This window comes from Mucilaginibacter gotjawali, from assembly GCF_002355435.1.
Lineage (GTDB): Bacteria > Bacteroidota > Bacteroidia > Sphingobacteriales > Sphingobacteriaceae > Mucilaginibacter > Mucilaginibacter gotjawali.
This window is the reverse complement of sequence record NZ_AP017313.1, coordinates 1,229,447-1,255,333: the sequence shown is the minus strand read 5'-3', so window position 1 is coordinate 1,255,333 and position 25,887 is coordinate 1,229,447. Positions and strand designations below refer to the sequence as shown.

The 25,887-nt window shown below is 43.2% G+C and carries 30 protein-coding genes and 1 pseudogene; 15 read left to right on the top strand and 16 right to left on the bottom strand.

What is annotated here, in order from left to right; translation table 11 throughout:
- Positions 1-119: 119 nt before the first annotated feature.
- Both MgSA37_RS28135 and MgSA37_RS05705 read right to left on the bottom strand, forming a co-directional pair.
- Positions 120-1,097 carry a DUF6515 family protein gene (locus MgSA37_RS28135; RefSeq protein ID WP_157750459.1) on the bottom strand — a complete coding sequence of 326 codons (978 nt, stop codon included), beginning with the start codon at positions 1,095-1,097 and terminating at the stop codon, positions 120-122.
- A 171-nt stretch (positions 1,098-1,268) separates the two neighbouring features.
- The gene (locus MgSA37_RS05705; RefSeq protein WP_096350269.1) at positions 1,269-1,655 is read right to left on the bottom strand and encodes a hypothetical protein; all 387 of its coding nucleotides are present in this window, start codon (positions 1,653-1,655) and stop codon (positions 1,269-1,271) included.
- 298 nt (positions 1,656-1,953) lie between these two features.
- Here MgSA37_RS05705 and MgSA37_RS05700 point away from each other — a divergent pair, with 298 nt between their 5' ends.
- Entirely contained in the window at positions 1,954-2,583 is a 630-nt protein-coding gene (locus MgSA37_RS05700) for a DUF47 domain-containing protein (protein ID WP_157750458.1), read from the top strand.
- Positions 2,584-2,711: 128 nt separating this feature from the next.
- On the opposite strand, the gene MgSA37_RS05695 is transcribed toward MgSA37_RS05700, so the two are convergent.
- The 3 genes from MgSA37_RS05695 to MgSA37_RS05685 form a co-directional block, all read right to left on the bottom strand.
- Positions 2,712-3,074 (bottom strand): helix-turn-helix domain-containing protein, encoded by a 363-nt coding sequence (locus MgSA37_RS05695; protein WP_096350265.1) that lies wholly within the window; start codon positions 3,072-3,074, stop codon positions 2,712-2,714.
- A 426-nt stretch (positions 3,075-3,500) separates the two neighbouring features.
- Entirely contained in the window at positions 3,501-3,899 is a 399-nt protein-coding gene (locus MgSA37_RS05690) for a hypothetical protein (protein WP_096350263.1), read from the bottom strand.
- Between the two features lie 249 nt (positions 3,900-4,148).
- On the bottom strand, positions 4,149-4,649 hold the full coding sequence (locus MgSA37_RS05685) for a GNAT family N-acetyltransferase (protein ID WP_096350261.1): 501 nt from the start codon (positions 4,647-4,649) through the stop codon (positions 4,149-4,151).
- Between the two features lie 186 nt (positions 4,650-4,835).
- Between MgSA37_RS05685 and MgSA37_RS05680 the strand changes: the two genes are divergently transcribed.
- Both MgSA37_RS05680 and MgSA37_RS05675 read left to right on the top strand, forming a co-directional pair.
- Positions 4,836-5,168: a carboxypeptidase-like regulatory domain-containing protein gene (locus tag MgSA37_RS05680; protein WP_096350259.1), complete on the top strand. Its 333-nt coding sequence runs from the start codon at positions 4,836-4,838 to the stop codon at positions 5,166-5,168.
- Between the two features lie 14 nt (positions 5,169-5,182).
- Entirely contained in the window at positions 5,183-5,707 is a 525-nt protein-coding gene (locus MgSA37_RS05675; RefSeq protein ID WP_096350257.1) for a hypothetical protein, read from the top strand.
- Between the two features lie 3 nt (positions 5,708-5,710).
- Here the strand turns inward: MgSA37_RS05675 and MgSA37_RS05670 are convergent, their stop codons facing one another.
- From MgSA37_RS05670 to MgSA37_RS05660, 4 genes are all read right to left on the bottom strand, one after another.
- Positions 5,711-6,487 carry a DUF5995 family protein gene (locus tag MgSA37_RS05670; protein WP_096350256.1) on the bottom strand — a complete coding sequence of 259 codons (777 nt, stop codon included), beginning with the start codon at positions 6,485-6,487 and terminating at the stop codon, positions 5,711-5,713.
- Between the two features lie 298 nt (positions 6,488-6,785).
- On the bottom strand, positions 6,786-6,938 hold the full coding sequence (locus MgSA37_RS28130) for a hypothetical protein (protein WP_157750457.1): 153 nt from the start codon (positions 6,936-6,938) through the stop codon (positions 6,786-6,788).
- Positions 6,939-7,110: 172 nt separating this feature from the next.
- Complete coding sequence (locus MgSA37_RS05665; RefSeq protein WP_096350254.1) at positions 7,111-7,572, bottom strand: hypothetical protein; 462 nt, start codon at positions 7,570-7,572, stop codon at positions 7,111-7,113.
- A gap of 826 nt (positions 7,573-8,398) precedes the next feature.
- Entirely contained in the window at positions 8,399-9,100 is a 702-nt protein-coding gene (locus MgSA37_RS05660; protein ID WP_096350253.1) for a S24 family peptidase, read from the bottom strand.
- A 283-nt stretch (positions 9,101-9,383) separates the two neighbouring features.
- Between MgSA37_RS05660 and MgSA37_RS28125 the strand changes: the two genes are divergently transcribed.
- Both MgSA37_RS28125 and MgSA37_RS05655 read left to right on the top strand, forming a co-directional pair.
- Positions 9,384-9,557 carry a hypothetical protein gene (locus tag MgSA37_RS28125; RefSeq protein WP_157750456.1) on the top strand — a complete coding sequence of 58 codons (174 nt, stop codon included), beginning with the start codon at positions 9,384-9,386 and terminating at the stop codon, positions 9,555-9,557.
- Positions 9,558-9,670: 113 nt separating this feature from the next.
- Positions 9,671-10,090 (top strand): hypothetical protein, encoded by a 420-nt coding sequence (locus MgSA37_RS05655; protein WP_096350252.1) that lies wholly within the window; start codon positions 9,671-9,673, stop codon positions 10,088-10,090.
- Positions 10,091-10,208: 118 nt separating this feature from the next.
- On the opposite strand, the gene MgSA37_RS05650 is transcribed toward MgSA37_RS05655, so the two are convergent.
- Positions 10,209-10,421, bottom strand: coding sequence for a hypothetical protein (locus tag MgSA37_RS05650; protein WP_096350251.1), 213 nt, complete (start codon positions 10,419-10,421; stop codon positions 10,209-10,211).
- A gap of 67 nt (positions 10,422-10,488) precedes the next feature.
- Here MgSA37_RS05650 and MgSA37_RS28120 point away from each other — a divergent pair, with 67 nt between their 5' ends.
- Positions 10,489-10,641 (top strand): hypothetical protein, encoded by a 153-nt coding sequence (locus MgSA37_RS28120; RefSeq protein WP_157750455.1) that lies wholly within the window; start codon positions 10,489-10,491, stop codon positions 10,639-10,641.
- A gap of 99 nt (positions 10,642-10,740) precedes the next feature.
- Complete coding sequence (locus MgSA37_RS05645; RefSeq protein WP_096350250.1) at positions 10,741-11,493, top strand: L,D-transpeptidase family protein; 753 nt, start codon at positions 10,741-10,743, stop codon at positions 11,491-11,493.
- A gap of 5 nt (positions 11,494-11,498) precedes the next feature.
- Here the strand turns inward: MgSA37_RS05645 and MgSA37_RS28115 are convergent, their stop codons facing one another.
- The 4 genes from MgSA37_RS28115 to MgSA37_RS05625 form a co-directional block, all read right to left on the bottom strand.
- A complete protein-coding gene (locus MgSA37_RS28115; RefSeq protein ID WP_157750454.1) occupies positions 11,499-11,978 on the bottom strand; it encodes a hypothetical protein in 480 nt (159 codons plus the stop codon).
- An 85-nt stretch (positions 11,979-12,063) separates the two neighbouring features.
- Positions 12,064-12,756, bottom strand: coding sequence for a CPBP family intramembrane glutamic endopeptidase (locus MgSA37_RS05635; RefSeq protein WP_096350249.1), 693 nt, complete (start codon positions 12,754-12,756; stop codon positions 12,064-12,066).
- A gap of 363 nt (positions 12,757-13,119) precedes the next feature.
- Positions 13,120-13,413 carry an RNA recognition motif domain-containing protein gene (locus MgSA37_RS05630; protein WP_096350248.1) on the bottom strand — a complete coding sequence of 98 codons (294 nt, stop codon included), beginning with the start codon at positions 13,411-13,413 and terminating at the stop codon, positions 13,120-13,122.
- Positions 13,414-13,976: 563 nt separating this feature from the next.
- On the bottom strand, positions 13,977-14,966 hold the full coding sequence (locus MgSA37_RS05625) for a phytanoyl-CoA dioxygenase family protein (protein WP_232010786.1): 990 nt from the start codon (positions 14,964-14,966) through the stop codon (positions 13,977-13,979).
- A gap of 246 nt (positions 14,967-15,212) precedes the next feature.
- On the opposite strand from MgSA37_RS05625, the gene MgSA37_RS05620 reads away from it, so the two are divergent.
- Positions 15,213-16,055, top strand: a complete 843-nt coding sequence (locus tag MgSA37_RS05620; RefSeq protein WP_096350247.1) for an AraC family transcriptional regulator — start codon at positions 15,213-15,215, stop codon at positions 16,053-16,055.
- A 252-nt stretch (positions 16,056-16,307) separates the two neighbouring features.
- On the opposite strand, the gene MgSA37_RS05615 is transcribed toward MgSA37_RS05620, so the two are convergent.
- Positions 16,308-16,844 (bottom strand): hypothetical protein, encoded by a 537-nt coding sequence (locus MgSA37_RS05615; protein WP_096350246.1) that lies wholly within the window; start codon positions 16,842-16,844, stop codon positions 16,308-16,310.
- 490 nt (positions 16,845-17,334) lie between these two features.
- Here MgSA37_RS05615 and MgSA37_RS05610 point away from each other — a divergent pair.
- Positions 17,335-17,640 (top strand): annotated as a pseudogene (locus MgSA37_RS05610) (terminase small subunit); the annotation flags it as partial.
- 1 nt (position 17,641) lies between these two features.
- Here MgSA37_RS05610 and MgSA37_RS05605 read toward each other — a convergent pair.
- Positions 17,642-18,091, bottom strand: a complete 450-nt coding sequence (locus MgSA37_RS05605) for a hypothetical protein (protein ID WP_157750453.1) — start codon at positions 18,089-18,091, stop codon at positions 17,642-17,644.
- 90 nt (positions 18,092-18,181) lie between these two features.
- Between MgSA37_RS05605 and MgSA37_RS05600 the strand changes: the two genes are divergently transcribed.
- From MgSA37_RS05600 to MgSA37_RS05575, 6 genes are all read left to right on the top strand, one after another.
- Positions 18,182-19,402, top strand: a complete 1,221-nt coding sequence (locus tag MgSA37_RS05600; protein ID WP_096350243.1) for a PBSX family phage terminase large subunit — start codon at positions 18,182-18,184, stop codon at positions 19,400-19,402.
- A 51-nt stretch (positions 19,403-19,453) separates the two neighbouring features.
- On the top strand, positions 19,454-19,999 hold the full coding sequence (locus MgSA37_RS05595) for a hypothetical protein (protein WP_096350242.1): 546 nt from the start codon (positions 19,454-19,456) through the stop codon (positions 19,997-19,999).
- Positions 20,000-20,470: 471 nt separating this feature from the next.
- Positions 20,471-20,920, top strand: coding sequence for a hypothetical protein (locus MgSA37_RS05590; protein WP_096350241.1), 450 nt, complete (start codon positions 20,471-20,473; stop codon positions 20,918-20,920).
- A 102-nt stretch (positions 20,921-21,022) separates the two neighbouring features.
- A complete protein-coding gene (locus MgSA37_RS05585; protein WP_096350240.1) occupies positions 21,023-21,457 on the top strand; it encodes a hypothetical protein in 435 nt (144 codons plus the stop codon).
- Between the two features lie 72 nt (positions 21,458-21,529).
- Entirely contained in the window at positions 21,530-23,650 is a 2,121-nt protein-coding gene (locus MgSA37_RS05580; protein ID WP_096350239.1) for a hypothetical protein, read from the top strand.
- A 159-nt stretch (positions 23,651-23,809) separates the two neighbouring features.
- Entirely contained in the window at positions 23,810-25,870 is a 2,061-nt protein-coding gene (locus tag MgSA37_RS05575; RefSeq protein WP_096350238.1) for a hypothetical protein, read from the top strand.
- Positions 25,871-25,887 lie beyond the last annotated feature (17 nt).

The following is a 25,887-nucleotide window of genomic DNA, read 5'->3' as shown; positions in this document are numbered from 1 at the left end:
CCCACTGTAATGCGTCTTCGGGACTTGCACCCTATAGATGACACACGTGCCTGGCGCACAAAAAAAGCAGCTAACCTTAGCCGGTTAGCTGCGCTATAGTATTATAAAGGCAACAGCTATTATTGCCCGTCGTCATCAAGGCCCACTATCCTGTATGCCGTATTGTTGTTACTATCTTTTGTTTCCTGGTAGTAAATACCATCTGCCGAAACAAAAAAGGTTGCGCCGTTAAGGTGCACCTTGCGGCAATCAGGCGGCAACTTGGTAACAACGTCGCCCACTTTTGGCACTATGGCATCTGCGCCGGTGTTCCCGGTATTAAGTTCGCCGTCTTTACCGGTTACCTGGTAAACCAGGCTGCCATCATCTTTGGTAACCGGCAAATAGTAAACGCCGTTCAGCTCATAGTACTGCTCGCCATTAATAACGATTGATTGTGCCCCTTTTGGTAAACTGGTAACCTCGGCGCCAACAGGCGGCTCAACAACGGTATACTGCTCATTATTGTATTGATAAAAATACCCGTCGCCGTAATAGTACTCAGCATTACCCCACCAAAATGGATAACAACCATAGGGCAAACTCCAGTACCAAAGCCCCAGGTAAGGATAATACAAGCTGCCATAATAGCCGCGGTTATAAAAATAACCATTATGCCGTCCCCATCCGTACCTGCCTTCATCGCCGCCATGCCCGTACAGGCCGCCGCCATGATAGGCGTTTACACTGTAACGGGTGCCGTTTACCCCCACCCTGGTGCCATTATAACCCGAGCGGAATCCTGCGCGCTGCCCGTTTACTGTTCCACCACGCTGGCCAGCAACGCCCCTGGCCTGAACACCTGCCCGTGGGGCATAACTTGCGCGCGGTGTATTAAACGAAGCGCCGCCTGCCGGCCGCCCCGAAAAGCCGCCGCCCATACGGGCGCCACCACCCGAAAAACCGCCACCTGCATGGCCGCCGCCCGAAAAGCCACCGCCGCCGCCTGAATGGCCACCGCCACCTGCTCCGCGCTGGGCCATTGCCGGCCCGGCCATCAATAAGCACAAACCCATACCCATACAGGTTAGCGCCAAATATTTACCAATGCTTTTCATTTTCCGTGAAATTAAAATATCGTAATTGTTATTAAATATCAAACTAAAACCCCCACAATAAAAACCATACTTAATGCAGGAATAAACACACCTGAGTCCATCAGGCCAATTCAATTACATATACCTTATATATAAGGTGTGTGTAATTGAATGGCAGCCTGCTGTATAGCATCAAATTCTTAATGAACAAAAATTGAGGTAAGTGTACTGCTGTCTGCTTAAATATAACAAGCCGGCGCGGGCATCACTTTGGGTAAAAGCCGACCGGCCAACGCTGCTGAACAGGATCAACAGAAAAACAGTTGCAGCGGCCTTAAAAAAGGCTGTAAGATTTTGCCTTTTTTCGATAATGGTTTTACTGGCTCGGTGAAAAAGGATAGCCGAATTATTGGCCCCGTTATACAGCCAGTAGGTAGCTGCTTTGAGGTGGTTTTGACGGCCTGTTTGGTGCTTGTTATATTTAGGCAGCAAGAACAGGTTAGCTAATGAAACAGCCAGGTATATCATCATTAATGATAAAGCCAAACGTTTTTTTATTTTAACTTCTGCCTGTTTCACTACCTTTAAAGTTACTATTATTATAACCCTGTAAAGCAAAAAAAGTTTAATAAACCATTTATGCTGCTTTGCTTATTTTAACGATTTTAACGGGCTGCTTATTGCGCCATAAACCGCATTACACCTTGCATCAGCATTTAAAAGCCGAAAAATGAATTAAGGATTACATGATTGCCTGCAATTGCCCGGCCCATCAATATCACGGCTGAATTTTATTTAATATTAAAGGTAAACTTAATGCCTGCTTAACATTGCAAAGTTAATTTTGATTTGAAGTGGAAACGCAACAATGGGCAATATGCTAAGTAATTTTTTAACCAACAGGGCCTTATTTTTTGATCAGTTTGACCTCGCCGCCAATAATGTAGTTGAAATGGCCAGGCTGCTGCAAACGGTGGTAGAAACGGACGACCGTTCGGACCTGGAGGCTATGTATGAAAAGATAAATAAAAAAGAAAACCTGGGCGACGATATTACACACAAGATTAACCTTTACCTCAATAAGATAATTTTCCCGCCGTTAACCCGGCCCAATATCCACGCGCTGGCATCTGCGCTTGATGATGTGGCTGATGCGATACACGAAGCCGGGGGCCGTATGTACCTTTATGCGATAGATGAATTTTCGCCGGCCATAAAACAGATAGCTATTATTATATTAAAGGCTAGCCTGGAGGTGGAGAAAGCAGTAAAAATACTAAGGAAAACAAAAAAAACCGGCGAACTGCCTATGATTTGCCGCCATATTAAAAACTATGTAAACATGGCCGACCAGGTTTACTACCATGCGGTAGCCAATTTGTTTGCTGATGAAAAAAATGCCATCAAACTCATCAAATACCGCGAAATCCTGTTGTCGCTTGAAACATCCGTAAATAAATGCAAAGGCGTAACCGATGTGCTTAATACGATTATGATAAACGGGTGAGGCGGATTTACGAATTACGGTTTACGATTTTAGATTTTTTGGGGGAAAGAGGCGATAGAATAGCTTACCGCTCACAAATTTGCAAATCATACAAATCGTAATTCTGAATTCGTAAATCGTAAATCCCTTCAGCCTGCTTTTTGCTGTTGCGGTTGCAACTGGCTTTTAAGTTCGTTCATTTCTAGCTCGTAAGCGCGCATACGGGCATGTAAAATATCCAGTTCCGTACGCATCATCTGAATTTCGGTAATCAGCTTGGCCGATTCGGGTTTATTGATCTTTTTTTCGCCGGTGCCCAGGATCAGCCACTCCGGCGAGTATTTTAACTGGAAACAAAGCTTTCGGATGAGGTAATAACTAACATCCTGCTTTTTATTGATCACTTTGCTGATAAAACCCTGGTCGACGCCAATGGCATTGGCAAGAGCAAGCTGGCCGCCATGCTCCTTTACAATTACCTTTATCCGTTTTACCAGTGCTTCGTCAGACATTTGGCTGCAATAATAAAACAATTTGTTGTATTAGGTTATAAAAGTTGTAATAAGTTGGAAGGGGCGGGAAAGTCATTGGGTCATCAAGTCATCAAGTCATTGGTTAACGGGGACGTTTGGCGGATTTTATGGGTGAAGGATATTTATCCTGCGTTATTTTGTGGATCCCTCCGCTAATCTCCGTGGTTAAAATTAACCGGGGATTCCGCACGAAGCAAGTAAAGATGATCATTAATCCGATCCTATTAACTTTCCCTATCAAACAATGACCTAATGACCCAATGACTTCCCAAAAAAAAAGTTGTAATACCTGCCGATATTACAACCCCCTTCAACTAAAACTATTAAACCTAAACTATATTAACTAAACTAAATCTCTTTTTTTAAACCCTTACAACTTATTCCAACCTCTACAACTTATTCCAACTAACACGCCAGCTCAAACGATCCGCCCTGGCTTTGCACCTGCTCAAGCAATTCATCCAGCTTTTGATTATAGGCTTCGATAGAGATCTGCCCGTTGTTGTATTTGGACGATAACAATTTAAGCTCCTGTACTTTTGAAAGCCTGCTATTTTCCGACTGCGTATTATAGATATTGCTCATAGATGCAGCATCGGCCATATTTTGCGGCACATCGTCAAAACGAAGCGCTGTTTTTAAAACCCCGATCTTCTGCTCTGTTGATTTCAACATAAATAACGGCGGCACATTCCTCGTTTCTTTCAATACGGTATTTACCTTAACTGTTTGTTTTTTATCAAACTTTAATATCAACGTAACTATTACTACACCTGTTAACGAAAAGAAGAATAAGAATTCCATAGCTGCAAAAATTATATCAAATCATTTTTTTGATTCTGTTATATTTTTACGTTACTAACTGCTTGATGGTTACGCTTTTTGTGAATATTTTTTCGGGGCCATAGTCAATGGTCCATAGCAAGAAATTGAGTAAGCAAAATTTATGGGAAATAACCTCCCACAGACCACAAAAAAAACATTTCTTAGTATGGTTTAAGGAAAATTACCACAATCGGCCATGGACCATCGTCCATCGACTATGGACTCAATTCAAACCCTCTTCTCGTAGCAGTAAAAGCGTAGCCCTTCGCGGAAGCCAAGGCCTATTTCGCCGGCAAAAACATAGCCCAGTTTAGGGAAAAGGCGTTGCGTGGCCTGGTTGGCGGTATTGGTATCAACCCTGAGTACTTTTATGCCTTTTGTTTTTGCTACTTCTTCGGCTTGAATTAACAGTGCCGCCGCTATGCCCTTGCCCTGGTGTTTGGGGCTAACTGCGAGCCGGTGGGTCACAATGGCGGTTTCGTTCAAATCCCAGCCCACGTGGGCGTATTCCGCCTCCTGATCAGTAGTAATAGCCGATACGCCGCCTATTTCGCCATCAATATCAGCTACCCATAATTGTTGCAGGGCAATATCTTTTTCAAAAACCTCCGCATTGGGGTACTTGTCGTCCCATTGAAAATTACCGGCAGCTATCATTAAGGGCACCACTTCAGTAATCAGCTGCATTATTGGGGGGATATCGGTAAGCGTAGCGAGGCGGATGTGCATTTTTAGATCTTTAAAAACGAAAGTATTTTATTTGGAGGAGAAAAAAAACGAAAATGGTTATTTAGTTTCACAACCCTGGTTTTAAACCGCTCTCTAAAAACACAAACAATGGTGTTAAAACTTGTTAAACCAGGTTAAATACTGTTAATGAATTTATTACCGTAAAACAATAATTTACATTTGGGTATGAAACCTATTATTATCCTGCTACTGGCGCTTTTCGCAGTGCCCATTGCCAGTTTTTCGCAAAACAATAAGGCTCACGGCCCATTTCAGCTACAGGGAATTATTATTGCAGCCGGCGACAAACTATCATTAGCCTATGCCAGCGTTGGATTGCTCAACAAGCCTGTGGGTACTATTGCCGATTCGTCCGGGCATTTTGCCCTGACCCTTAGCCCCGAAAACATGGCTGACACCGTGCAAATAAGTATGGTTGGATATTTGCCATTGATGCGGCCCGTAAGGGAATTTGAGAACAGTGGCGAAACCATCGTAATCAGCCTAACCAAAAAATAACACAGCTGAACGAGGTGAAAGTAAGCAACCAGTTTAGCCATGTTGTAATTGTAGGCAAACAAAGCACCGGCACCATGATACAGGCATCTATCATACCCAAAGGCGACAGCGCGCCAACCATCGGGGCCGAAACGGGTTTTAAATTACATGCACCCAGCTACCCTGCTATGTTCGACAATGTAAACTTTTACGTATCGGCCAATAATTTTAAGTATATCAAATTCAGGCTGAACATTTACTCGCTCAAAAATAATTTGCCTGATACCCTGCTGTTTAATAAAGAAATACTGGTGAGTTTGAACAACTACAAAACCGGTTGGACACCCATAGACCTTACCACTGATGCCTTTGTTATTAATGCCGATTGTGCCGTCACACTGCAATGGGTTGATTACAATAAGGATATGCTAAAAAGCCCACTCGTACTAATACCTGCAGGTATTTCATTTTCGCACATCAACTATTACAGGATGGCCAGCCAGAACAAATGGAAAACCGTAAAAGGCAACCTGAGCGCTTATGTGAGCCTGCGGGATTGAAACCTACTCCACCACAATCTTCGCCTTCGCTCCCTCATGCATCGTTTTAATAATAAGCGCGGCGTTTTTCCATTCAAACAAATGGATAAGCCAGATGGTAAACCTGATGAAACCTTTATTATTGATAAGGCTGCCGCCGAGCTTAAAAATAGTTTCGTCGCGGGCGGCAATGCAGGCATCATAGTCAGCTTTCGTTTTTTTTGTGGCAAGGTCTTCTGCAAAGCACCAGGCGCCATCCCTGGCGTTATCAATACTAAACTGGATCAGGATATTGGCCTGGTTACCCGCATGAAGGCCCAAAAGCGAAAGCAGCGGCGATACCCGGTCAATTTCGTTTAAAACCTCGTAAGTTAAAGCCGAGATGATGGTATTGATGTTATCAAAATCGTTGTGAATATCGTCCAGTTGCCCGTTTGATACCTCTACGGCGGCGATGCCAAGGTCGAGGTTGATATGGGCGCTCATCCCCAAAAACAATTGCTGCAAAACCAATAGTGATGAATTTTTGGTGGCGTCAAAGGCAATTTTCCACGAAGCGGTTACCGGCTGCCCCGTTTTCCAGGCGTTTAAAGCATCAAGGTAGCGGCTGGCAAAAATCACATCCAGTTTTTCCATCCGGGGGCCATTTTCAAACTGCCCCTTTGCTATACCCGCTTTTACACCTGCCGTTACCTTATAATATAAGGCGGCAAAATAACCCAACCGGTTATTTGTACGGATGCTATCGGCAATTATAGTTGCCAGTTGCTGCAATACATCATCAATAGTAAGGGCGGGCATGGGTACGTTTAGGTTTTAAGGTATATGGGTTACAAATTACACGTCGTTACTGTGTTTTAGCACATAATACGTTTTGTCGCAACTGTTACAATAGTACCGCCGTTTTTTTGAAAATGGCCTGAACAATTTAAAAAAGAAATTCCGGTGAACCTTTTGCACAAAAGGATTTCCGCATTTAGGGCAATTGGGGTAAGTCATAAATACTAATTTGTGAGATAAAGCTACCTATTTTTATTAAAAATTATAATAAAATATAGAAGATTGGCAATTAGCGGCTGCTGGAACTCCTGGGAGGGTATTAACGGGTACGGTATTTGGCATCCTGCTGTTTAAACTGAATGATAACTATCCAGGCAAGCAAAACCAACAAGGTATAAACACCAATATTTTGCAACAGGTTACCGGCGCTTAACTCCTTTAAAATAAAATGGAAAATCTGGCTAAAGGTCATTGGTTACAATCTCGGCTAAAGGTCATTGGTTACAATCTCGAATGAAACTTAAACACAACAAAGACACAATTAGTTTTATTGATATTAAAATAATTAAAACGAAGTAACATTTTTTTTACAATACCACATTTAATGTTAAACCAATGCCTGACATGGGTTTTGGGTCCATTATTCAAGAAGGATCGGTCGGGGTGATTTGTTCGAAATAAGCCAGGGTAGTTTCGTAAATTTCATCGTCATTGCCTTTTATCCACCGTAAAGGAATGGCTACTTCGCTGCCATAGTCCGACTCGAATTTCAGTTCTATCTTCATTGTCGAGGCGCTGCGTCCCCTTAACAGGGTAATCTCTTTAATATCTGCCCAATTGATACTTATATCGCGGATGTAATCGCTGATGCCTTCGTCATCCAGCTGCAGGGCAACATCGCCCTTTAAAGCAGGGATCAGCCTTTTGCCGATGATAATGGCTGATAGCCCGATAAAAACAGTGCCACAGAAACCATACACCACCCATATCAGCATCGAATTTACTGCCAGCACGTTCCGCAGCAAAAGCAACATCAGTATCGCCATCACCGCAAGCGTGCCCAGGCTAAATTTAAAGCTGTATTGATATTGTGTAGATTCGAACATGGAGATAAATGTAGGAAAGAAAGTCCGAAAGTCCGGAAGTAAAAATGTTTATGGTGAGTTGGGAAGTCGGGAAAGTCGCTGTACAAGGACGACCACGAGTGGCCCCTGCGGCAGTTTTTGATAACGACCAGTGGATTTTAATGAAATTTTGACCTTCAAAAAATGTCGGTCTTACGTAGGGGCGATCCTTTGTGGTCGCCCCTGGACTCACCGAAAATTTATTATTCTTTTAAATATTTTCTCAACGCACGAATTACCAACCATAAAATATAGGCAAAGACTCCTATAAAAACAAATATTACAATCATGCAAATTAGTTGAGCTATTTCGTTTGCCTGGAGACTTTCTGACATGGCTTTAGGAATTAATGTGGATTATATTTTTATAAAAGTAAGTTTAGTTTAAAATAGAAAAAAGTCATTTTATAGGCTAAATGTATGGAGTATAGTTCGAATATACTCTTTACAACTAATCGTCTCTACTTTCTTTGGGCTTTTTAAAAGCCAATAATAAAAAAAGCAAAGCAACAACTACCATTGCAAATACACCGATGTCGCTTATTTTATTTGTGCTAGACAAATATGTTGCAATAGCCGAGATAATAAGCCAGATATACAGGTATAACTTATTGTGAATTTTTTTCATGAAAATTCATTTGTTTAAGATAAAAATGCAAGGTAGATGAGGATTTAAATGTATTAATAAGCTATTTGCAAACAAACAATTCCAGCAAAATCAAACCCCAAAACCTACAACCGAAACTTCTTTCGCTTTTTAGACCCTCCCACCGCAGCTACTTCCGGACTTTCGGACTTTCGGACTCCTCCTAATGGTTATGCTTCTTATGAATATCCTTCACCAGGCACAGTTTTTTAATGTCGGCTATTTTTACCACAAAGGGCGCGTATTTAAGGCGGTCGCCAACCAGTTCTGTCACGTTGTCTGAGTGCGCTATTACTTCGTCGGGGCTGTCGCCGGCCAGCAGGCGTTTGTACATGCGGTAGTCGCCCCACTCAATATAGTATACCTCGCCGGGTAAGATCTTTTTATCGTGGATCACCTTTAGCGCTACCCAGCAGCCGTTCTCCAGGTAAGGGTACATGGAGTGCCCCCAAACCGGCAGCGCGAAATCGCAATCCTCAATACCGGGGAAATTCATATGCCCAACGGGCTCTTTATCATTTATATCACTATAAACCTCAACGCCGGTAGCGGTAGCCGTAATCTCGAACATAGGTATACCTGCCGACAGCCGGCTCACCGCCGTGTTTTCATAATTATTTGTATTTTTTTTACCACTTAAGAAATCGCTGTACTTTTCTTTAAAAATTCTGAATTTTTCAGGATCTATATTCTGCCTGCTCTTTATAATTTCTGTAATCGAGCTCGCCGAATTGTAGCCAAGGGCCTCTGCAAGCTGCGCGTTACCAGAAAAAGCTTTCCCCCTAAGCTGATTATAAAGAATGATAAATTCCAGGGTTTCGGGCCTGATGGTTTTTATCTTACTGGGTTTCAGCGGTTCATCCATAATGATAAAATATTTTAATTTTTTTCTTGATTAATTTACAGATTTTTCTTTATATTTGTTCTGTAATATTTCACTAAAGTAAACAAATTTTTAGAAATACAAATATGATTGATAAAGAATTTAAAGATTTTTTAGGGGAGAGCTTTGTGCCTACATAAAAGAGGCCCTTAACGCTCAAAAACTGAAAACAAACGTTAAATATTCTTCCGGACTTCCGGTCTTTACTGACCCTGCCTGCCGGCAGGCAGGTTTCCGGACTTTCGGACTATAAAACACTAACCCCATGCACCTGGCCTATTCATCTATAAACACAACGATACAACAGCAGCACCAGGAAAACAACCAGAACGAGCGACAGATCCGCTACCTGGCCTACCTGGTAACCTGCCAAAAATTCCGCCGCGAAATTGCGGCCATACAAAAATACCTGCCCGGCTGGGCGCCTGAGTTTAGGTAAGGGGCTGATGGACCATAGTCGATGGACCATGGTCCATAGCCATCTCGCAAATAAAAATAATTAACAAACTAAAACCATGGTCTATGGACCATCGTCCATGGACTCCCCAAATTATGATACGCATCAATCAAAAACTAAAAGACAAACTATGGTGGCTCGTGATCTCGGTTGATTACGACTATAGCCGCATCTGCATTGCAGACCACGACATGAACGGCGAAACGCTTACCCTATGGCTGGAGGACAAGCAGGATTTTAAAAACTCGCTGGACGACTGCCTTCAGCTGGAGATCCCGGCAAAGCAGTTTGCCAAAATAATAAAGGAAGATAATTTGAACAGTTTCATCGGAAGTAAAATGCACCCCTCAAAAAAATACGTTTACCGGGCTCGCATAGAAATCAATGAAGCGCTGGCCTGGTATAACAACGATGCCACAATAGCGGAACAAGGCTGGGCAAGGGAAGCAGTACTAAAACAATTGCTGACACAATTAATAGAAACAGAAGCGCATGGAATTGAAGAGTGGATTTGATAGAAGCACAAAACTGGCGAGGTTAAAAAGACAAGAAATCGATTTCTTGTCTTAAAATATGCCATTTAGCATATTATGCATGATTGATATTAAATCTTTCGAACTTTCACCCTTGCCTCTACCCTTCCGCTTCGTCAGCAAAAAGAAGGATATCCTGGTGAAAAGTGTCGCGTTTAAAGCTGTCGCCGGCAAAGTAAACTACGTTAACCAGTTCGTCGCTTTCGGTAAATTTACCCGGGGTATCTTCGGTAACAAGGTAGCCTTCAACTATCATCTGCGGCCCGTCGGTTATTAAAATAACTACGTCGCCTAAAACAAACTTCTTTTCCATGGTGCAGTGTTTTTCACTGTAAAATTAACAACAACCATCCATTAACCAACAATTAAAATTAACAATTATGACAATTACCAAAAACCCAAAAGCCTGGTTCATCCTGCTGCTGTTAGCAGTAATTTTTAGCGTGATGCTGATCATCTTCCATCATTACCATTCGGATGCTTATTACCAGCAGAGAATTGATAATCATTCGGAGATTGTGGATACGTTGTGAGATACTTTATCTAAGTAAACTTAAAAATTGCTAAGTTTACTTTTAACAGTGAAAGTAAATTATAATTTATTGGGGTTTACTTTTATTTTAGTTCGATATATGAAAAAGTTAACACGTTTATTGCTGCCTTTTGTATGTTTTTGCATGGCGGCAACAGCAAGCGCCCGGGAAATAACAGCACGCCTGCCAAAATCAAAGCAGCTAATGGTGGTAGTTACCGACGGCTGGAACAACCTGCAGGGTAAAATATTTGTATTTAACCGTGTTAACCACCACTGGGTGCTAAAATTCAGCAATGCTATTGTGGTAGGCACTGCAGGGCTTGCCGTTGGCGATGGCATTATTCCGTTTAACCTGCCTGGCGCCCCCGTAAAGCGCGAAGGTGATAAACGCTCGCCTGCCGGTGTTTTTACCATCGGCACGGCCTTTGGTTATGGTAATAAAAAGGATGCCACCTGGATAAAGGACCATTATGTATGCGCAAGTGATACGCTCATCTGTGTTGATGATTCAAAATCGGCCTATTACAATACCCTGGTACGGAAGGATACCGCAAAAACCGCCTATAACAGTTTTGAGGAAATGCACCTTAAAAAAGACTACTACAAATGGGGCCTTTTCATCAATCACAACTCAGGCAAAGTAGTTCCGGGCGATGGCTCCTGCATCTTTATGCACATCTGGGGCAATGCCGCCGAAGGCACCGACGGCTGCACCGCCATGACCGAGGCCAACATGCTGCGCGTACTGCATTGGATCAACGCCAAAAACAATCCATTGCTGGTACAGTTCCCGATAGCTGACTATAAGAAATTAAGAAAAGCTTATGGGTTGCCTGCGGTGAAGTTATAGACATTTCATTTACTTATCGTAGTGTCAAAGGAGACACCTCCACGCTTGGATAATTCTATTATTTGATTGCCGATTAAAACCGGTTGCGACCTGACATATTGTTTAAATCCGACCGATGTAAAAGTCATTTCTCCATGAAGTGTTTCGATCAACCAATCATATTCTGTATCCTTTTTAATAAATTCTACATTTCTTGGCACTTTCGCATTGTCTCTTTCAACTGCTAAAATGACCAAATCTGAAGGATTGTCTTCTTCCATTTTAAAATCATAAACATTTTCAAAAACAAGTGTACATGGAGAAATCCAAAACTTAAAATGCTTGCCATTCTTTGTTTTCACCCATCTAAAAATATAATCGATGTCGAGATAAAATTTAAAATCTTTATCGAAACAAAAGCCATGAATAGGATTATCGTGCCAACTCATCGTATCAAAGTCGACATCAGTCCATAGCATTTTTTCAAGCTTAAAAGGTTCGTTCATGTTTTTAATAATAACTACAGTACAAATTCCAAGGTACTATATTAAATACCTTAATTATAAAAAACACATATAACAATAAAGCGCACTACCTTTGCAAATGATGCGCCTGCAGGTAGCCAAAAATTACGAAGGATACAAAATCAATAAAAGCATGGGTAAATATCAACACTTTAATATTGCGGTACCATTGGTAATAAATGGCAAAAACAACACCTAAACAAAAGGTAAATATGGTTTCGCTGATGCTGAAATAATGGTAATGCGCCAATGAGAACATCACCGCAGAAACCACAACAGCAGCGGTTTTATTTTTAAACAACGCCTCAAGCCGCGGCACCAGGTAGCCACGGAAGATCAACTCTTCGGTAAAGCCGGCTGTAAGGCAAAAAAACACCATCAGCGGCACGTTTTTATTAACAATGACGGCCATCTCGCGCACTACCTGCTGGTTATCATGCAGGCCAAATGCCAGGGGAATTTTTGATACAATACCGGCCCCTATGGCCAGCAGGTAAAGTGCAGCGAATGAAGCAGGATAAAACCAAAAGCCATTGGATTTTTCGGCCCAAAGCAAAAGCCTGCTTTTCTCGCCCCAGCGGGCGTAACAAAATAGCAGCGCTACCTCCAGCCAGATAAATAACCGCGAATAAAGCACCATTTGCAGCGTGTGGCTTTGGCCGTAAAAAACAAAATGCCCCAGCAACGGGTAATACAAAAACGCAAACAGGATCCCAACTATTAAAATTATGTTCCGGCGGTTATCGGTAAGGGTATCCATTAATCAGGGCGATGGGGTTTTTGATCAGGCTAAAGTAATCCAAAAAAACATTTAAACCATATCTACCAGATAAATACCCAGCCTTATGCTGAGGCTGCCTCAAAAGTCTGTTTATAAAAAGCTCACAAAATAATATTTGCCTCTGTGATCTTTGCGTTCTCATCTCCGTGGCCTCTGTGGTTAAATGTTGCCACAAAGTGCGCGAAGATGGCACAGAGAGGCACCGCGTTTTTACAGTGCAAAATATATCTAATACAATCCTTCATTGTTTTACTTTTGATACAACCATTTAGTAGGCACAAAAAAAGCTTCCCGGGAAACCGGAAAGCTTTCAATTTCAAAAAAGAATAATGTTATTTGTTATTAGTTGCGTCTGAAGCCACCTTTGGCACCACCACCGGCATTAAAACCGGGGCCCTTATCTTCGGCAATGTTTACCGTAATACGGCGGCCGTAATAGCTTGCGCCATTCATGCACCTGATCGCTTCTTTAGCTTCCGCGTCATTCACCATCTCAACAAAACCAAAACCTTTACTCTCTTTTGTTTCGCGGTCTTTAATGATCCTGAGGGACTTTACCGGCCCAAAATCACCAAAAACGGCACTTAATTCGTTCTCGTCCACTTCTAATGGGAGCCCGGCAATAAATACTTTCATCAATGTTTTTAAATTTATGCAAAGATACGGATAATATAGCGGTTTTTTTGAGATGAAAGCTAAAAGGTGAATGGTAAAAGCATTTATTGCTTAAGGATTACTTTTTGATTTGGGATGTCGGATTTTCAATGTCGGAATTAACGAAAATGTGGCAATAGTACTTTTTATCAATTGATACACATTTGTAATTAACAAATAATGAAATTTATTTTTCATTATTTGTTAAGCAACTGATTACCAATAAAAACAACAGACGCATCTTCATCGAACCAAAAAATATTTAAAATTTTCAAGCCCTCTTTACCGCTTGCGGAAGAGAGGGCAGGTCGAGCGCAGCGATGACCGGGTGAGTCAACCCTGCGGACACTACCGCCCATGCATGGCGGCGAGTTTACTCACCCCGACTGCGCTACGCTGGTCGACCCTATCTATCGCAAGCGATAAAGAGGGTGAAAAAATTAATACTTTGTTCTTCCGGACCTGCCTGCCGGCAGGCAGGCTTTCGGACTTTCGGACTTTCGGACTTTCGGACTTTCGGACTTTACTGACTTTCGGACTTCCCCCTACTCCCAATCTTTCAACCCAAGCAGCTTCTCGCCGAGTTCGCTTAGCTGGGCGGTTGGGTATTTGGTTCGCTCCCAGTTGCGCGGGTCGCCGGGAAAGGCGTAGCCTTCGGGGGCAATCCGGTCTTTCCACGAGTTGATGCGCCACTGGCGAAGCGTTTCGTCATCTTCCTGGGCGGGCATCATGGCAATGTATTGGGCTATGCGCACTTTGTTACCGCTGTTATTGGCCCTTATGCCATGCGGCTCAAGGCTATTAAAGATCAGCAGGTCGCCGGCCTCCATTTTTACCTTCACATGCTCCAGCCCTGTAACATCAGGTTTAAAATAATCACGGTCGGCCGGCTGGCTTAGTTTCCAGGTATCGTAGTTACGATACAGCCATGGAATGCATTGAAAGCCCCCCATGTTTTCGTCGGTTTGGTCGGCAAGGGCTAGCACACCCTGTACATTTTGCGGGCGTGTTTCCGGGTCATAGTCCCAATGGATAAAGCCCTTATATTCAAACCCCGGCCGTATCGGAAAGTTAAGGTTGGCACGGTCAATGGTTACCCAAAGTTTTTCGGTGCCCCAAATGTCGGTAAAGGCATCGTACACGCGCTGGGTTTGGCGGTTATCCCACAGGTATTGGTGGTTGTATACCTCTACCATGCCGGTGTTAGTCAGTTCTTTCATCTGGATCTCGGCACGTGGCGGGGCATACCAGGTTTCGGGGTTGTTGGGGTCCTTTTCTTCAAATTCCCACAAAAAGTTGGCAGTGCGTTCGGCCTGTTCGCGCGGTACCGCATTTTTGATGACGATATAGCCGTTCTCTATCCAAAACTTCCAGTCGTCTTCGCTTAAAACCTTTAGCGGCTTGCCGTTACTACGGTCGTTCAGTTTCATAAAACTGCTTTTGGCGGTTGATGGGTTCCCCGGGATCTCTTTATGGGCGTTGGCAGGCGCCATGGTGGCCATGGTAGTCATGGTTGCGTTTTCTTTAGTATTCATGGTTTAATTTTTTTCAATTGGTTATACCAAAATTAGGTTTAGGTTGATTTTAAAACCAATCCTTAAATGACCAATATTTGCACTGTATTGATATTTTATGTACCTTTTCAATAAATTTAGGGTAAATCAAGTTATCCCTTTGTGCTCTTTGTGCCTTCTTAGCGCCCTTTGTGGTTAATTTATACCACTAAGAAAACGGAGAGAGGCATGAAGGACAGAGAGAATTGTTTAAAGGAGATAAATAAAATGCGTAAACTACAACTGGAAGAAGTACAGCCCGATATGGGCAGCTCCTTTAAAATACTTAACCCCAGCTTAAGCACTACCTTTTTATGGCACCTGCATCCGGAATATGAAATTGTTTATGTAGAATCTGCCGGCGGCCCCAGGCATGTAGGCGACCATATCTCGCGCTACGAAGGCAGCGACCTGGTATTTATCGGCCCCAACATCCCGCATCTTAATTTTGATTACGGCGTACATACAGCCTGTAAACAGGTAGTGATACAAATGAAAGAGAATTTTTTGGGCGAAGTGTTTTTTAATAACCCCGAGATTGCCGCCATAAAGCAACTGTTTAAAAACGCCTGCTACGGGTTATCATTTTATGGTGACACAAAAGCCAAAGTTGCAGAGTCCCTAAAAAAGCTGCAAAGCCTTAACCGGTTCGATCAGTTATTGAGCCTGCTGCAAATTTTTCAGCAACTGGCAACCAGTACCGAAGTACAGGTTTTAAATAGTAACCCGGCAGGCAACAAAGCCTTTGAAAAGCAGCAAAAAAGGATGAGCTTTATTTATAGGTACGTGGAGGAAAATTACCATTTAAAACCCGATGTTAACCAGCTGGCCGAAATGGCAAACATGACCACGCCCGCCTTTTGCCGCTATTTTAAAAAGCAAACCAAACAAACCTTTACCGATTTTTTAAACCAATACCGTATAAGCCAGGCAAAAAATTTATTATTGCAGGATAAAACCATTACCGAAACCTGCTACGCCATAGGCTTTGAGCAATTGAGCTATTTTAATAAAACGTTTAAGAAATTAACAGGAGAAAACCCATCCGGGTTTAAGAAGAGACATTTGTAAATTATAAAAAAAATGCCCTCTTTACCGCTTGCGGAAGAGAGGGCTGGTCACGCGTAGCGATGACCGGGTGAGTCAACCCTGCGGACATTGGCGCAAACGCATAGCGGCGGGTTAACTCACCCCGGATTCGCTACGCCTGCCGGCCGGCAGGCTCTCCGACCCTCTCTTTTGCAGGCAAAAAAGAGGGTAAAAATAAAATTCTTGATTTTCTCTTTCGGACTTTACTGACTTTCCCGACTTTCGGCCCCCCCCCTACTTCAGCTGCAGATCAAAAGTACCTTCCACCCTGTAGTATGGTGAATTTGCTTTATCATCCCTGGCCATAAAAGTATAGAACGTGCCTTTGGCTAACTCTTTGGCTGAATTATATTGCACCACATTGATGTTGCCCAAACTCTTGGGCTCAGAGTACCGGCTCAGTGAAAGCTGCAGCGCAGGTTGTTTTGCATCTGCGCTCATGATAAACTGGCTGCCGGCAATGGCGCGGTTAATATTGCTGTACGGGAAGCCGGCAGAGCTGATCCCAAAGCTCATACTATGGTCTTTATTTATTGCGGTAATGCCAAAATAACGGGTATTATCATCACTGCGCACGTTGATAAAAGCAATAGAATCAGTAGCGGCATTAAAGGTGTAAGTGGAATCGTTAAACTTAATTTTAAGCGTACCGGAAACAGCCAGAAAATTATTTGGTGAAGATACTGCTGAACTATCGGCACTAACGGTGGTCGTTGTTGGGTCAGGGTTGTTCACAGCAGCATCCTTTTGGCACGACGAGGCGGCTGCCATTAAACACACTGTAAACAATGAAAAATATAAGTAAACCCTCTGTTCCCCATATTAATAGATCCAACGTATAAATATACAAACTTAGTTACGAATATAAATGATAAAAAGTTGCTTAATTATTAATACAACTAACATTTTAACATTTTTTAACCCTGCGGTTTGGACTTACAGGATTTACAAGGGTTTAAACAAAAATTAAAACAAAAAATGAAACAATCTTTTATCTGCGGGTCCGGGTAAAAAAAAATAGCGTTTTGCTAAAAATATTTGCATTTTAAAATTATTTGCCGTATCTTTACATTAACAATATGCCAAATGGCATTTTAATCATAAAAATGGATTCCATTGCCTTTACCACCTTTAAACAGCTAGCCAATCGGATTGATGCTTACTTTAATTTATCAAACGAAGCACCCCAAAATGAAAAAAATCAAAAGGCAAAACCGAGCCAGCCCAACTAAGTGAAGCAACGGCCAGGGATGCTGAACCGGCAACCTTATCTGGCCTGGCGCTTTACCTGGGCTTTAACAGCCTTGCCGCATTTGAAGATTACGAACAAAAAGGCGAATTTGCCCCCGCCCTGCAACGCGCCCGTTTGCGCCTGCAGGCTATTTACGAGCGGAGGCTGTTGCAGCAATCGCCAACAGGGGCCATGTTTGCACTTAAAAGTTTTGGATGGGATGAACGGAGCGAGAATAAAACAGGGAAAGATGCTGCCCCGAAAACATTTACCATCAAGATTATTGAAACCGGCTTTCAACCAGCCGGGGACGAAAAAGAGGTAATTTTAAACTGATCTATTTGGTATAGCTCAGATCGTCTTTTTCGGTATCATAAACAGAAGGATCATTAGGATCAGGAACCAATGATTCAATATGCACCGATAAACTATTGGCAGTTAAACTGGTTACCGTTTCGGGCACACCTTTGTTTTCAATACTTATAAATTCGGTTATAATCGATCCCTTTATGGTATAGGTGAATTCGCTCAGGCTTGGCCCCGTAGGTGTGGATTTTGAATAATAGCCGGTACCATCACTTAAATATTGAACAAAATCGTTGTTTGTAAATTTCGATTTTTTGATGCTGTCTATCACCGTACCATTATTAAACAGCAATGAGTATTGTTTAACCAACTGCCATTTACCTACAATGCTAACGGTGGGTACAGGTGTAGCGGTGTTTTTTTTGCATGACCACAAGCACATTAAAACAACAACACTCAGTAACAAACACTTAAATTTCATGGCCACAACCTTTTTCAGGTTAAATGTACCATTTGTTTTATCAATAATGCAACAGCTTGGCCGCTAAATATCAATTAATTACAGTTTTTTATGGCAGATCAGACAGCTACGGCCCTTTTCAGGCAGAATTATAATAGCAGTGCCCATATAGTTATTAACCAGGGCGGCACCAGCAGCGGTAAGACTTACGCTATTGAACAAGTGCTGTTTTGCCTTGCCGGCAGTACCGAAAAACTGGTAATTACAGTAGTTGGGCAGGACATTCCCAACCTTAAAGCCGGTGCGCTGCGCGATGCTGCAAATATTTACGGCTCATCCGAAGTGTTGCGGGCAGCGATAAAAAACTATAACAAAACCGACAGGCTGTTTGAGTTCCACAACGGCAGTTTAATTGAGTTTAAAAGCTATGATAATGCCCAGGATGCAAAGTCAGGGAAGCGCGACTACCTTTTTGTAAACGAGGCCAACGGCGTGTCCTGGGAAGTTTATTGCGAACTGGCATTGCGTACGCGCCAAAAGATTTTTATCGATTTTAACCCCAATATAGCCTTCTGGGTACATGATAACCTTTTGGGGCGGCCGGGGGTACAGCTCATCATATCAGACCACCGGCACAACCCATTTTTATCGCAGCAGTTAAGGGATAAAATAGAATCGTTAAAGGTTGTGGATGAAGAACTATGGCGCGTTTATGCCCGCGGCCTTACCGGCAAAATAAGCGGCCTGGTACTAAACAACTGGAAAATAGTTGACGAGTTGCCCGAAAACAGACAATTATTGGCAGCCGGCCTTGATTTTGGTTATACCAATGATGAAACGGGTTTTATTATGGTTTATAAACACGACGGTGCGCTTTGGGTTGATGAAATGTTTTACGAAACAGGTTTAACCAACCCCGATATAGCCGGCAAACTTATTGAAAGCGGCATCAGTAAAAAAGATGAAATAGTGGCCGACAGTGCGGAACCCAAATCAATTGAAGAACTGCGGCGCATGGGCTGGCACATCAACCCGGCCAAAAAAGGGCCCGATAGCGTTAAAATTTCCATCGATATTTTGAAAAGATATGAATTGAAGATCACGCGGCGAAGCGTTAACCTGCGCAATGAGTTAAGCAGGTATAAATGGAAAACCGATCGTTCTGGCCGCACATTGAACGAACCTGTTGACCGATGGAACCATCTGATAGATCCGTTGCGCTACGTGGCCCTTAATAAATTAGGCGCGGGTAAAAAAGGGAATATAAAAAGCCGGATGCCTGCATCTGCACAACCATGGTTTGATTTTGCTGCAGCCCATCTGCTTAAGTAAAAAGTATGTTATCGGTGAAATCAAAACCAAATCGGTGAAATCCATTAAAACATGATAGAAAAAACCATAAAAACCATTACGGGGAAAATCAGCGTTAAAATCCCCTCCGTAGTAAATGAAATCACGCTCGGCCAACTGATCGAAATGCAGGATAAGCCCGAGCTAAACGACCTGGAAGCCATCAGTATCCTTTCGGGCATTGAACTTGACCAATTGCAAAACATTAAAAACTTTGATGATCTGCAGCAATTTGGCGAAACGGTACTGCTGTTATCTGCCCAGATCGCATGGTTGTACAACAGCGACGACATCCCCAAAAAAATAACTTTTAATTTAACGGAAGGCGCCCATACTGTAAACGTGATGCAAAACTTATCGGTTGAACCTGCCGGGGCATTTATGGCCGCCCGCGAAATTATTGGCGACGAAATAACCCAACATATCGAAAAATATGGCCCCGATGATTGGCAACAAAACTTTAAGCCATCATTAAAAGCCTGTTGCCAGGTGCTTGCCCATTATTTTTATTGCAGGGCAACAGGTAAGAAATATAATGAATATGAAGCTGAAGAATTTTGTGCCGAAATAAAAAACTAAGGGTAACGGAGGCGCTGCCCATAGCCAAACATTTTTTTACCTGTTATCCCTCCTTATCGAAACCGAAAACAGGCTACTCGCTTCGGCTCCGTCAGTTCTGGAAAAAAAGGCAGGGATCCAGGCTTTTGAAAAGTTTAAATACATCAACACCATAAATTCCCTTTCCGGCGGCGACATTACCAAATGGACGGAAATATTAAACATGCCCTACGAACGCGTGCTCACTAAGCTTTTGTTAAATAAGACAGAAGCTGAGTACCAGAAGCGGTATGGGGAGTTGCTGACTTCGTAGTCCGAAAGTCAGGAAAGTCCGAAAGTCCGAAAGAAAGAATTTCAGTTAAAGAGTTTCTATCAAACAACAATAAATCATCTTCAGGACTTTCGGTCTTTACTGACCATACCTACCGGCAGGCAGGTTTCCGGACTTAAAAACAACTAATCTCTAATTAACTAATCTCTAATCTCTAAAACATGCCCATCCGTAATCAAATTGAAGCCGTTGTACAAACCCTAACCAATACCCCAACCTTTGTATACGGCACCGCTAACGAACTAAACCAACTGGCCGACGATGCGTCTTTCCCCTGCGTTTTTATGTACCCCTTGCAGCCTATTGACGTTTCGCCTCAGGTAAATGGCTCGGTGGATAATACCTTCTCCATTTATTTGGAGTTCCTTTTTAAGACAGACTTCGACCAATACACGGCGGATAACGAGACCTATGTAACACAGGCGCTCTCGCTGGCCAATGAGTTTATTGTAAAAGCATCCAAATACCGTGAAGGCGAAGGCCGCTATTTCAGGATAAAAGCCGGCGACAAAGCCAAATGCCTGCCCGTGTATAATAAGTTTGATGTGAATACTACCGGGGTAAATTTGACTATCACTTTAGCTACAATGTATTTTGATAGCTTTAGCTAGACCATGGTCAATGGACCATAGACCATGGCAAAACCTCTGCTGTAATCACCACTTCACAAACAATGTCCATGGTCCATCGACTATGGACTATGGACCAAAACAATGAACAACACCCAACTCCTCCAACTCCTCCAACTGCTTAAAACCGATATTATCAACTCCCTGCAGGCAGCGGGGAGCAGTGCCACCGGGCAAACGGCCAAACAGTTAACTATTACCCAGCAGGATAATAGTGTGCAATTGAACTTGCCCAACTATATGAGGCTTTTAGAAACCGGCCGCGGGCCAACGGGGCCAAATGCCGTGCCGGGCGATCCGCCGATGATACAGCGCATACAGCAATGGTGCCGCGAAAAAGGCATTCCGGATAAGGCGGCCTGGGCCATCAAAAAGTCAATCGATAAAAAAGGGTTTAAAGGTAAACCGGGCATACTATCAGAACCATTGGGGGATGATAATATCAACAACCACCTAAACCCCATACTGGAAGCTATTGCCACCGAGATCAGCAAGCAAATTACAGATTTGATAGTCTGAAGGCATTGTCCTTAATCAACCTGTTTTAACTCATTCTAACTCAATCCAACTCAATCAACCAATTTAACCAACATGGCATTATTCGCAACTATAGGCCCGGGCGCAACGGGTACAGAAGGGACCAAAATATACGGTGAAATCCTTATTTCGCTGTTTGACGCCGACACCGGCCAGCCGGCTAACGGAAACAATGTTACCGTTTATTTTACGCAAAACTTAAACGGGGTAATTTACCAGGGTTCACAAATTATCGCCGGTCAAACGTATGCGGTGTACCACGGCGAGCTAAGCGACTCAAGTACCACTACCCCCTATTACACCAAATTCACTATCGACAGCATCAGCACCGAACCGGCCAACCCGCCGCCGGTAAATGTTTGCGACCTGGTGATCAATACTATTATCGTCGATAAACCCGAATCTTCACCCGGCACCGCCGATGGGCAAATTACGGTGCAGGCAACTTCAAGCTACGGGCCAATTACTTATAGCCTTGATAATATTACCTTTCAGTCATCTCCCATATTTGCGGGTTTAACCGGTGGGCTAAAAAATGTTTATGTAAGCGATGCCAATGGATGCATCAATGTTTCGGCCATCACTATCCCCGTATTGAGCGGCTTACTCGTCAGCGATCCGTCCGTTAGTTTAACAGGAGGCAATGTTTCCCGCTGGAATGCGGCATTTAACCCGGTAGTTTTTACCTATCAGCGGAAAGATTTTGACGTGATCTCCGTTTCATTGGATACCCTGAGCGGAAACGCCGCAATAATGGCCAATTGCGATAAAACGGCCCTTATTGCTGCAGTTAAAGCCTATAACAATGCCAATGCGAACGCTGTTAAGCAAAACATAGTACTCACCAACAACAGCCCCGTTTTGGTTTATATAAATGCCGGCGTTTATACCGGCACCTACCAGGTAAATGAAGTAAAGGATGATGGCAGCCTGGTGATCAACACGCCTTACATTTCAAATGCAACCGGTTACATCAACAGCAACACCAATCGCCCGTTTTACCAGGTGCGTACAAAAATTACTTACCAGGACCCTGTCAGCGGGCAGCAAAATACCATTATTTCAACCAACAGGCCCGATAATACCGGCCTGGTTAAGGCTGACATCAGTAACTTTTTGCAAAGCCTGTTGCGCGCTAAGGACGATAGTAACTTTACCCAAATTAATTATCGCGACAGCAACTTAAGCGCAAGTTACCAGGTGGCTTATGCCGAATACTGGGACGGCAAACTAACCGGCACACAAAGCTTAACCTATGTGCCCGTAAGCACACCCTATTACGTTGTATACGCCGCAAAACAACTGGGCGATAATTACGGCGGCAACCTGGCCGCTTATGTGCCTTTCCCTTCGGTTACTACTAACAGCCAGCTGGCAAAATGGGTAACAGATTTTGCCGAACCTGCCTTTTCGAATGGTTACCCATTTGATATTGGTTTTATTTATAGTGAAGAACTATTGGGCCTGCAATTGTATTGCAACCTTGTTCCGCTTGATATTAACCGCAACCCATTGTCCGGTACCACAAACAGCTACCTGCTTAACGAAGACGGCACCTGGCTGTTGAACCAGGATGGCGGCAAGCTGGTGATTGCCCGGCAAACATCGGGCAATACAAACTTACCGGCGCAATTGGGTTTAAACCGGCTGCTGGTTAACGCCGTTTTCGATAGCGATGTTTATTATTTTGAGCTCACGCTGATGTATAACGATAGCAATGGTGTTGCGCATGTCGTTACCCAAACCCAAACCGTAAGGGTTGATGATGCGGTTGACGAACAATCGGTTTACCTGCGCTGGATAGGTTTAAGCGGATGCTGGAACTATTATCGTTTTGTTTACAACCAGGAAGTTTCGCTTGATGTGCAAAACGCGGTGATCATCAAAAACTACGTATCAGACTGGGCCAACCAGGATGGCATTGAAGAAGTAATAGGTAAAAGTGCAGGGCAGAAAATGAAAGTAATGGCCGAGGATCTTTCTATAAACGATATCAAGGGCCTGCAGTCCATCAAATATTCGCCCAAAGTGCAAATGCTGGTAAATAAAAACCCGGTTAAATGGCAAACCATCGTATTAAACACCGCCACCTTCAGCGAGTACGAAACCATTAACGGGCAGGCGCCATTCAGTGTAACGTTTAATATGCCTTCAATTAATATCCAGAGCCAGTAATATTGTTGAAATGTTGGAAGGTTTTAAAGTTGAAATGTTGTGCATTTGTTTCTCGCAATTCCCGCACTTTTTATAAAATCATCTCGACATTAAAATTTTCCGACGCTACAGGCTTCCAACATTAAAACCTTTCAACATTACAACTTTCCAACAAAACACATGGACCAAATCCAACTTTACATAAATGACCAATTAGTCGACCTGAGCGATGACAGCCCTATCGCGCTCACTTTCCAGATCAATAACCTGGCCGAAGTACAAAACCAGCAGGGTAATACCAGCAACCAGTTTAAACTGCCTTTAACCCAGCGTAACCGGCAAATACTGGGCTTTCCGGATGATATGGCTTTTGCCACTAATTTGCCCTATCAAAAGTATGAGGCTAAGATCATCCAGGACGGCCTTGAAATAGTGCCTTACGGGATTGGCGAATTAAACGGAATCGAGCAGGATACGGCTAACATTACTATATTATCAGGCAATACCGACTTTTTTGACAGCATTGGCGGCAAGTTGTATGATATGGGCGATAGCACCAGTATCTGGAGCAATTACGGGCAAAATCTGGTTTGGCAGCCCTATGACCATACATGGGATATCAATTCAGCGGCTGATTCGCAAACCAAAACCGATGGCTGGATCTATCCCATCATTGATTACGGCTATATGACCGATGATTTTACGACGTCCATTGACGTGCATAACCTGCGCCCAGGCTTTTTTATCAAAACAGCCATCGATCTGTTATTAAAATCAACTGGCTATAAAGCTTCAGGGTCATTAATGGGCGATCCGCTTTATCCTCTGATGATCGCTCAATTCTCAAACGGGAGTTTTGAGCATGGTGCTGATTATCAAAACCAGGTTGACAGCCGTGGATGCGATGTAAACCTGCCTTCGGCGCTAACAGTTAAATACAGCAAAGCGGGTGTAAACGTTGGCATGGTTGTATTTCCCGGGGTTACTTACAATCCAAATGGGTTTTATAATGCATCAACAGGTATTTATACCAGCACTATACGCAACAGCGTAAACATTACGCTTACCATTCCCTCGTTTTACTTTTATGGCAACTACAACGGCAGCTATGCGGCTAACATTGATATAAAAATTATTTACACTGATCCTGCGAATGGCGATGTAACACTGGCTACTACTAACTATTACCTGTCCAATAATCCTTCACTCATCAGGCTGGGGCCTTATCGGCACGGTTATACTGTTACACCAAAAACCATAGTTTCTGCGTCCGCAGATTTACCGGCGGGTGGAATGATAAAGGCAATATATCAGTTCAATGGTTACTCGCAATCTATTTTTACTATGGCAGCCGGGGCCGAACTGGTCATTAAATCAGCTAATCAAATTGTATTATATGGCCAAACCGTTCAATGCGAGCGTATTTTTCCGGATATCTCACAAAAAGACCTTTTAAAAGATACCCTGCAGCGTTTTGGCATCATCTGCCAAACGGATAACACCAATAAAACAGTTTCTTTCAATTCATTTAAAGATATTGTAAATAATATCCCAATTGCCAGGGACTGGAGCAACAAATGCCTTAACCAGGGCAAACAGGTTACTTTCCAGTTGGGCAATTATGCGCAGGTAAATTACATGCAATACCAAACCGACGAAAACCTTTTACCGTTAAAATACGGCTGGTCGCAAATACGCATTGCCGACCAAACTTTGCCGGCAAGCGCTACCCTGGTACAAAGTCCATTCGGGCCGAGTTTTAACAGGCCCTACTACGGCGGCAGCGTTGCGCAAATAACCATGATCGATCAAAACAGCGGTGGCAATGATTTCACGATAAGTGTGGTGCCACGGATCCTGATAGATCAGAAGTTAAAAATTGGCGAAATAGGTAAAACCGTAAAATTTACCGACGGCATTAACCCTGCCAGGGTGATAAATGACATTATTAGTACCCCGTATTTCTACAAACCCGACGCCCCCGACCTCGGACCTGGTTTTGGGCAGGCCAGCCTGATGTTTGAAGATCTGCGCAAACAGTATTACCCCGAATTGGAAAAAATCCTGACCCAAACCAAAAAAGTGGTGCGTTATATTTTACTCACCCCGCGTGACATCCTCGAACTCGACCTGTTGATACCGGTTTACATTCAGCAGGACAGCGCTTACTACTATATCAATAAAATAGATGCCTGGCGTAAGGGGCAGCCTGTAAAGGTGGAGTTGGTGAAACTGGGGTAAGCACTAATTGCTATTGC

Excerpts from the sequence above, each read along its gene's own strand:
- MgSA37_RS05620 (WP_096350247.1), top strand. The coding sequence starts at position 15,213 with ATGCGTAAACTACAACTGGAAGAAGTACAGCCCGATATGGGCAGCTCC.
- MgSA37_RS05615 (WP_096350246.1), bottom strand. The coding sequence starts at position 16,844 with ATGGCAGCCGCCTCGTCGTGCCAAAAGGATGCTGCTGTGAACAACCCT.
- MgSA37_RS05660 (WP_096350253.1), bottom strand. The coding sequence starts at position 9,100 with ATGGATGAACCGCTGAAACCCAGTAAGATAAAAACCATCAGGCCCGAA.
- MgSA37_RS05625 (WP_232010786.1), bottom strand. The coding sequence starts at position 14,966 with ATGAATACTAAAGAAAACGCAACCATGACTACCATGGCCACCATGGCG.
- MgSA37_RS05635 (WP_096350249.1), bottom strand. The coding sequence starts at position 12,756 with ATGGATACCCTTACCGATAACCGCCGGAACATAATTTTAATAGTTGGG.
- MgSA37_RS28125 (WP_157750456.1), top strand. The coding sequence starts at position 9,384 with ATGCACCTGGCCTATTCATCTATAAACACAACGATACAACAGCAGCAC.
- MgSA37_RS28135 (WP_157750459.1), bottom strand. The coding sequence starts at position 1,097 with ATGAAAAGCATTGGTAAATATTTGGCGCTAACCTGTATGGGTATGGGT.
- MgSA37_RS05695 (WP_096350265.1), bottom strand. The coding sequence starts at position 3,074 with ATGTCTGACGAAGCACTGGTAAAACGGATAAAGGTAATTGTAAAGGAG.
- MgSA37_RS28115 (WP_157750454.1), bottom strand. The coding sequence starts at position 11,978 with ATGAACGAACCTTTTAAGCTTGAAAAAATGCTATGGACTGATGTCGAC.
- MgSA37_RS05650 (WP_096350251.1), bottom strand. The coding sequence starts at position 10,421 with ATGGAAAAGAAGTTTGTTTTAGGCGACGTAGTTATTTTAATAACCGAC.
- MgSA37_RS05595 (WP_096350242.1), top strand. The coding sequence starts at position 19,454 with ATGATAGAAAAAACCATAAAAACCATTACGGGGAAAATCAGCGTTAAA.
- MgSA37_RS05680 (WP_096350259.1), top strand. The coding sequence starts at position 4,836 with ATGAAACCTATTATTATCCTGCTACTGGCGCTTTTCGCAGTGCCCATT.
- MgSA37_RS05670 (WP_096350256.1), bottom strand. The coding sequence starts at position 6,487 with ATGCCCGCCCTTACTATTGATGATGTATTGCAGCAACTGGCAACTATA.
- MgSA37_RS05600 (WP_096350243.1), top strand. The coding sequence starts at position 18,182 with ATGGCAGATCAGACAGCTACGGCCCTTTTCAGGCAGAATTATAATAGC.
- MgSA37_RS05630 (WP_096350248.1), bottom strand. The coding sequence starts at position 13,413 with ATGAAAGTATTTATTGCCGGGCTCCCATTAGAAGTGGACGAGAACGAA.
- MgSA37_RS05575 (WP_096350238.1), top strand. The coding sequence starts at position 23,810 with ATGGACCAAATCCAACTTTACATAAATGACCAATTAGTCGACCTGAGC.
- MgSA37_RS28120 (WP_157750455.1), top strand. The coding sequence starts at position 10,489 with ATGACAATTACCAAAAACCCAAAAGCCTGGTTCATCCTGCTGCTGTTA.
- MgSA37_RS05605 (WP_157750453.1), bottom strand. The coding sequence starts at position 18,091 with ATGAAATTTAAGTGTTTGTTACTGAGTGTTGTTGTTTTAATGTGCTTG.
- MgSA37_RS05585 (WP_096350240.1), top strand. The coding sequence starts at position 21,023 with ATGAACAACACCCAACTCCTCCAACTCCTCCAACTGCTTAAAACCGAT.
- MgSA37_RS05645 (WP_096350250.1), top strand. The coding sequence starts at position 10,741 with ATGAAAAAGTTAACACGTTTATTGCTGCCTTTTGTATGTTTTTGCATG.
- MgSA37_RS05665 (WP_096350254.1), bottom strand. The coding sequence starts at position 7,572 with ATGTTCGAATCTACACAATATCAATACAGCTTTAAATTTAGCCTGGGC.
- MgSA37_RS05655 (WP_096350252.1), top strand. The coding sequence starts at position 9,671 with ATGATACGCATCAATCAAAAACTAAAAGACAAACTATGGTGGCTCGTG.
- MgSA37_RS05700 (WP_157750458.1), top strand. The coding sequence starts at position 1,954 with ATGCTAAGTAATTTTTTAACCAACAGGGCCTTATTTTTTGATCAGTTT.
- MgSA37_RS05580 (WP_096350239.1), top strand. The coding sequence starts at position 21,530 with ATGGCATTATTCGCAACTATAGGCCCGGGCGCAACGGGTACAGAAGGG.
- MgSA37_RS05690 (WP_096350263.1), bottom strand. The coding sequence starts at position 3,899 with ATGGAATTCTTATTCTTCTTTTCGTTAACAGGTGTAGTAATAGTTACG.
- MgSA37_RS28130 (WP_157750457.1), bottom strand. The coding sequence starts at position 6,938 with ATGACCTTTAGCCAGATTTTCCATTTTATTTTAAAGGAGTTAAGCGCC.
- MgSA37_RS05590 (WP_096350241.1), top strand. The coding sequence starts at position 20,471 with ATGCCCATCCGTAATCAAATTGAAGCCGTTGTACAAACCCTAACCAAT.
- MgSA37_RS05685 (WP_096350261.1), bottom strand. The coding sequence starts at position 4,649 with ATGCACATCCGCCTCGCTACGCTTACCGATATCCCCCCAATAATGCAG.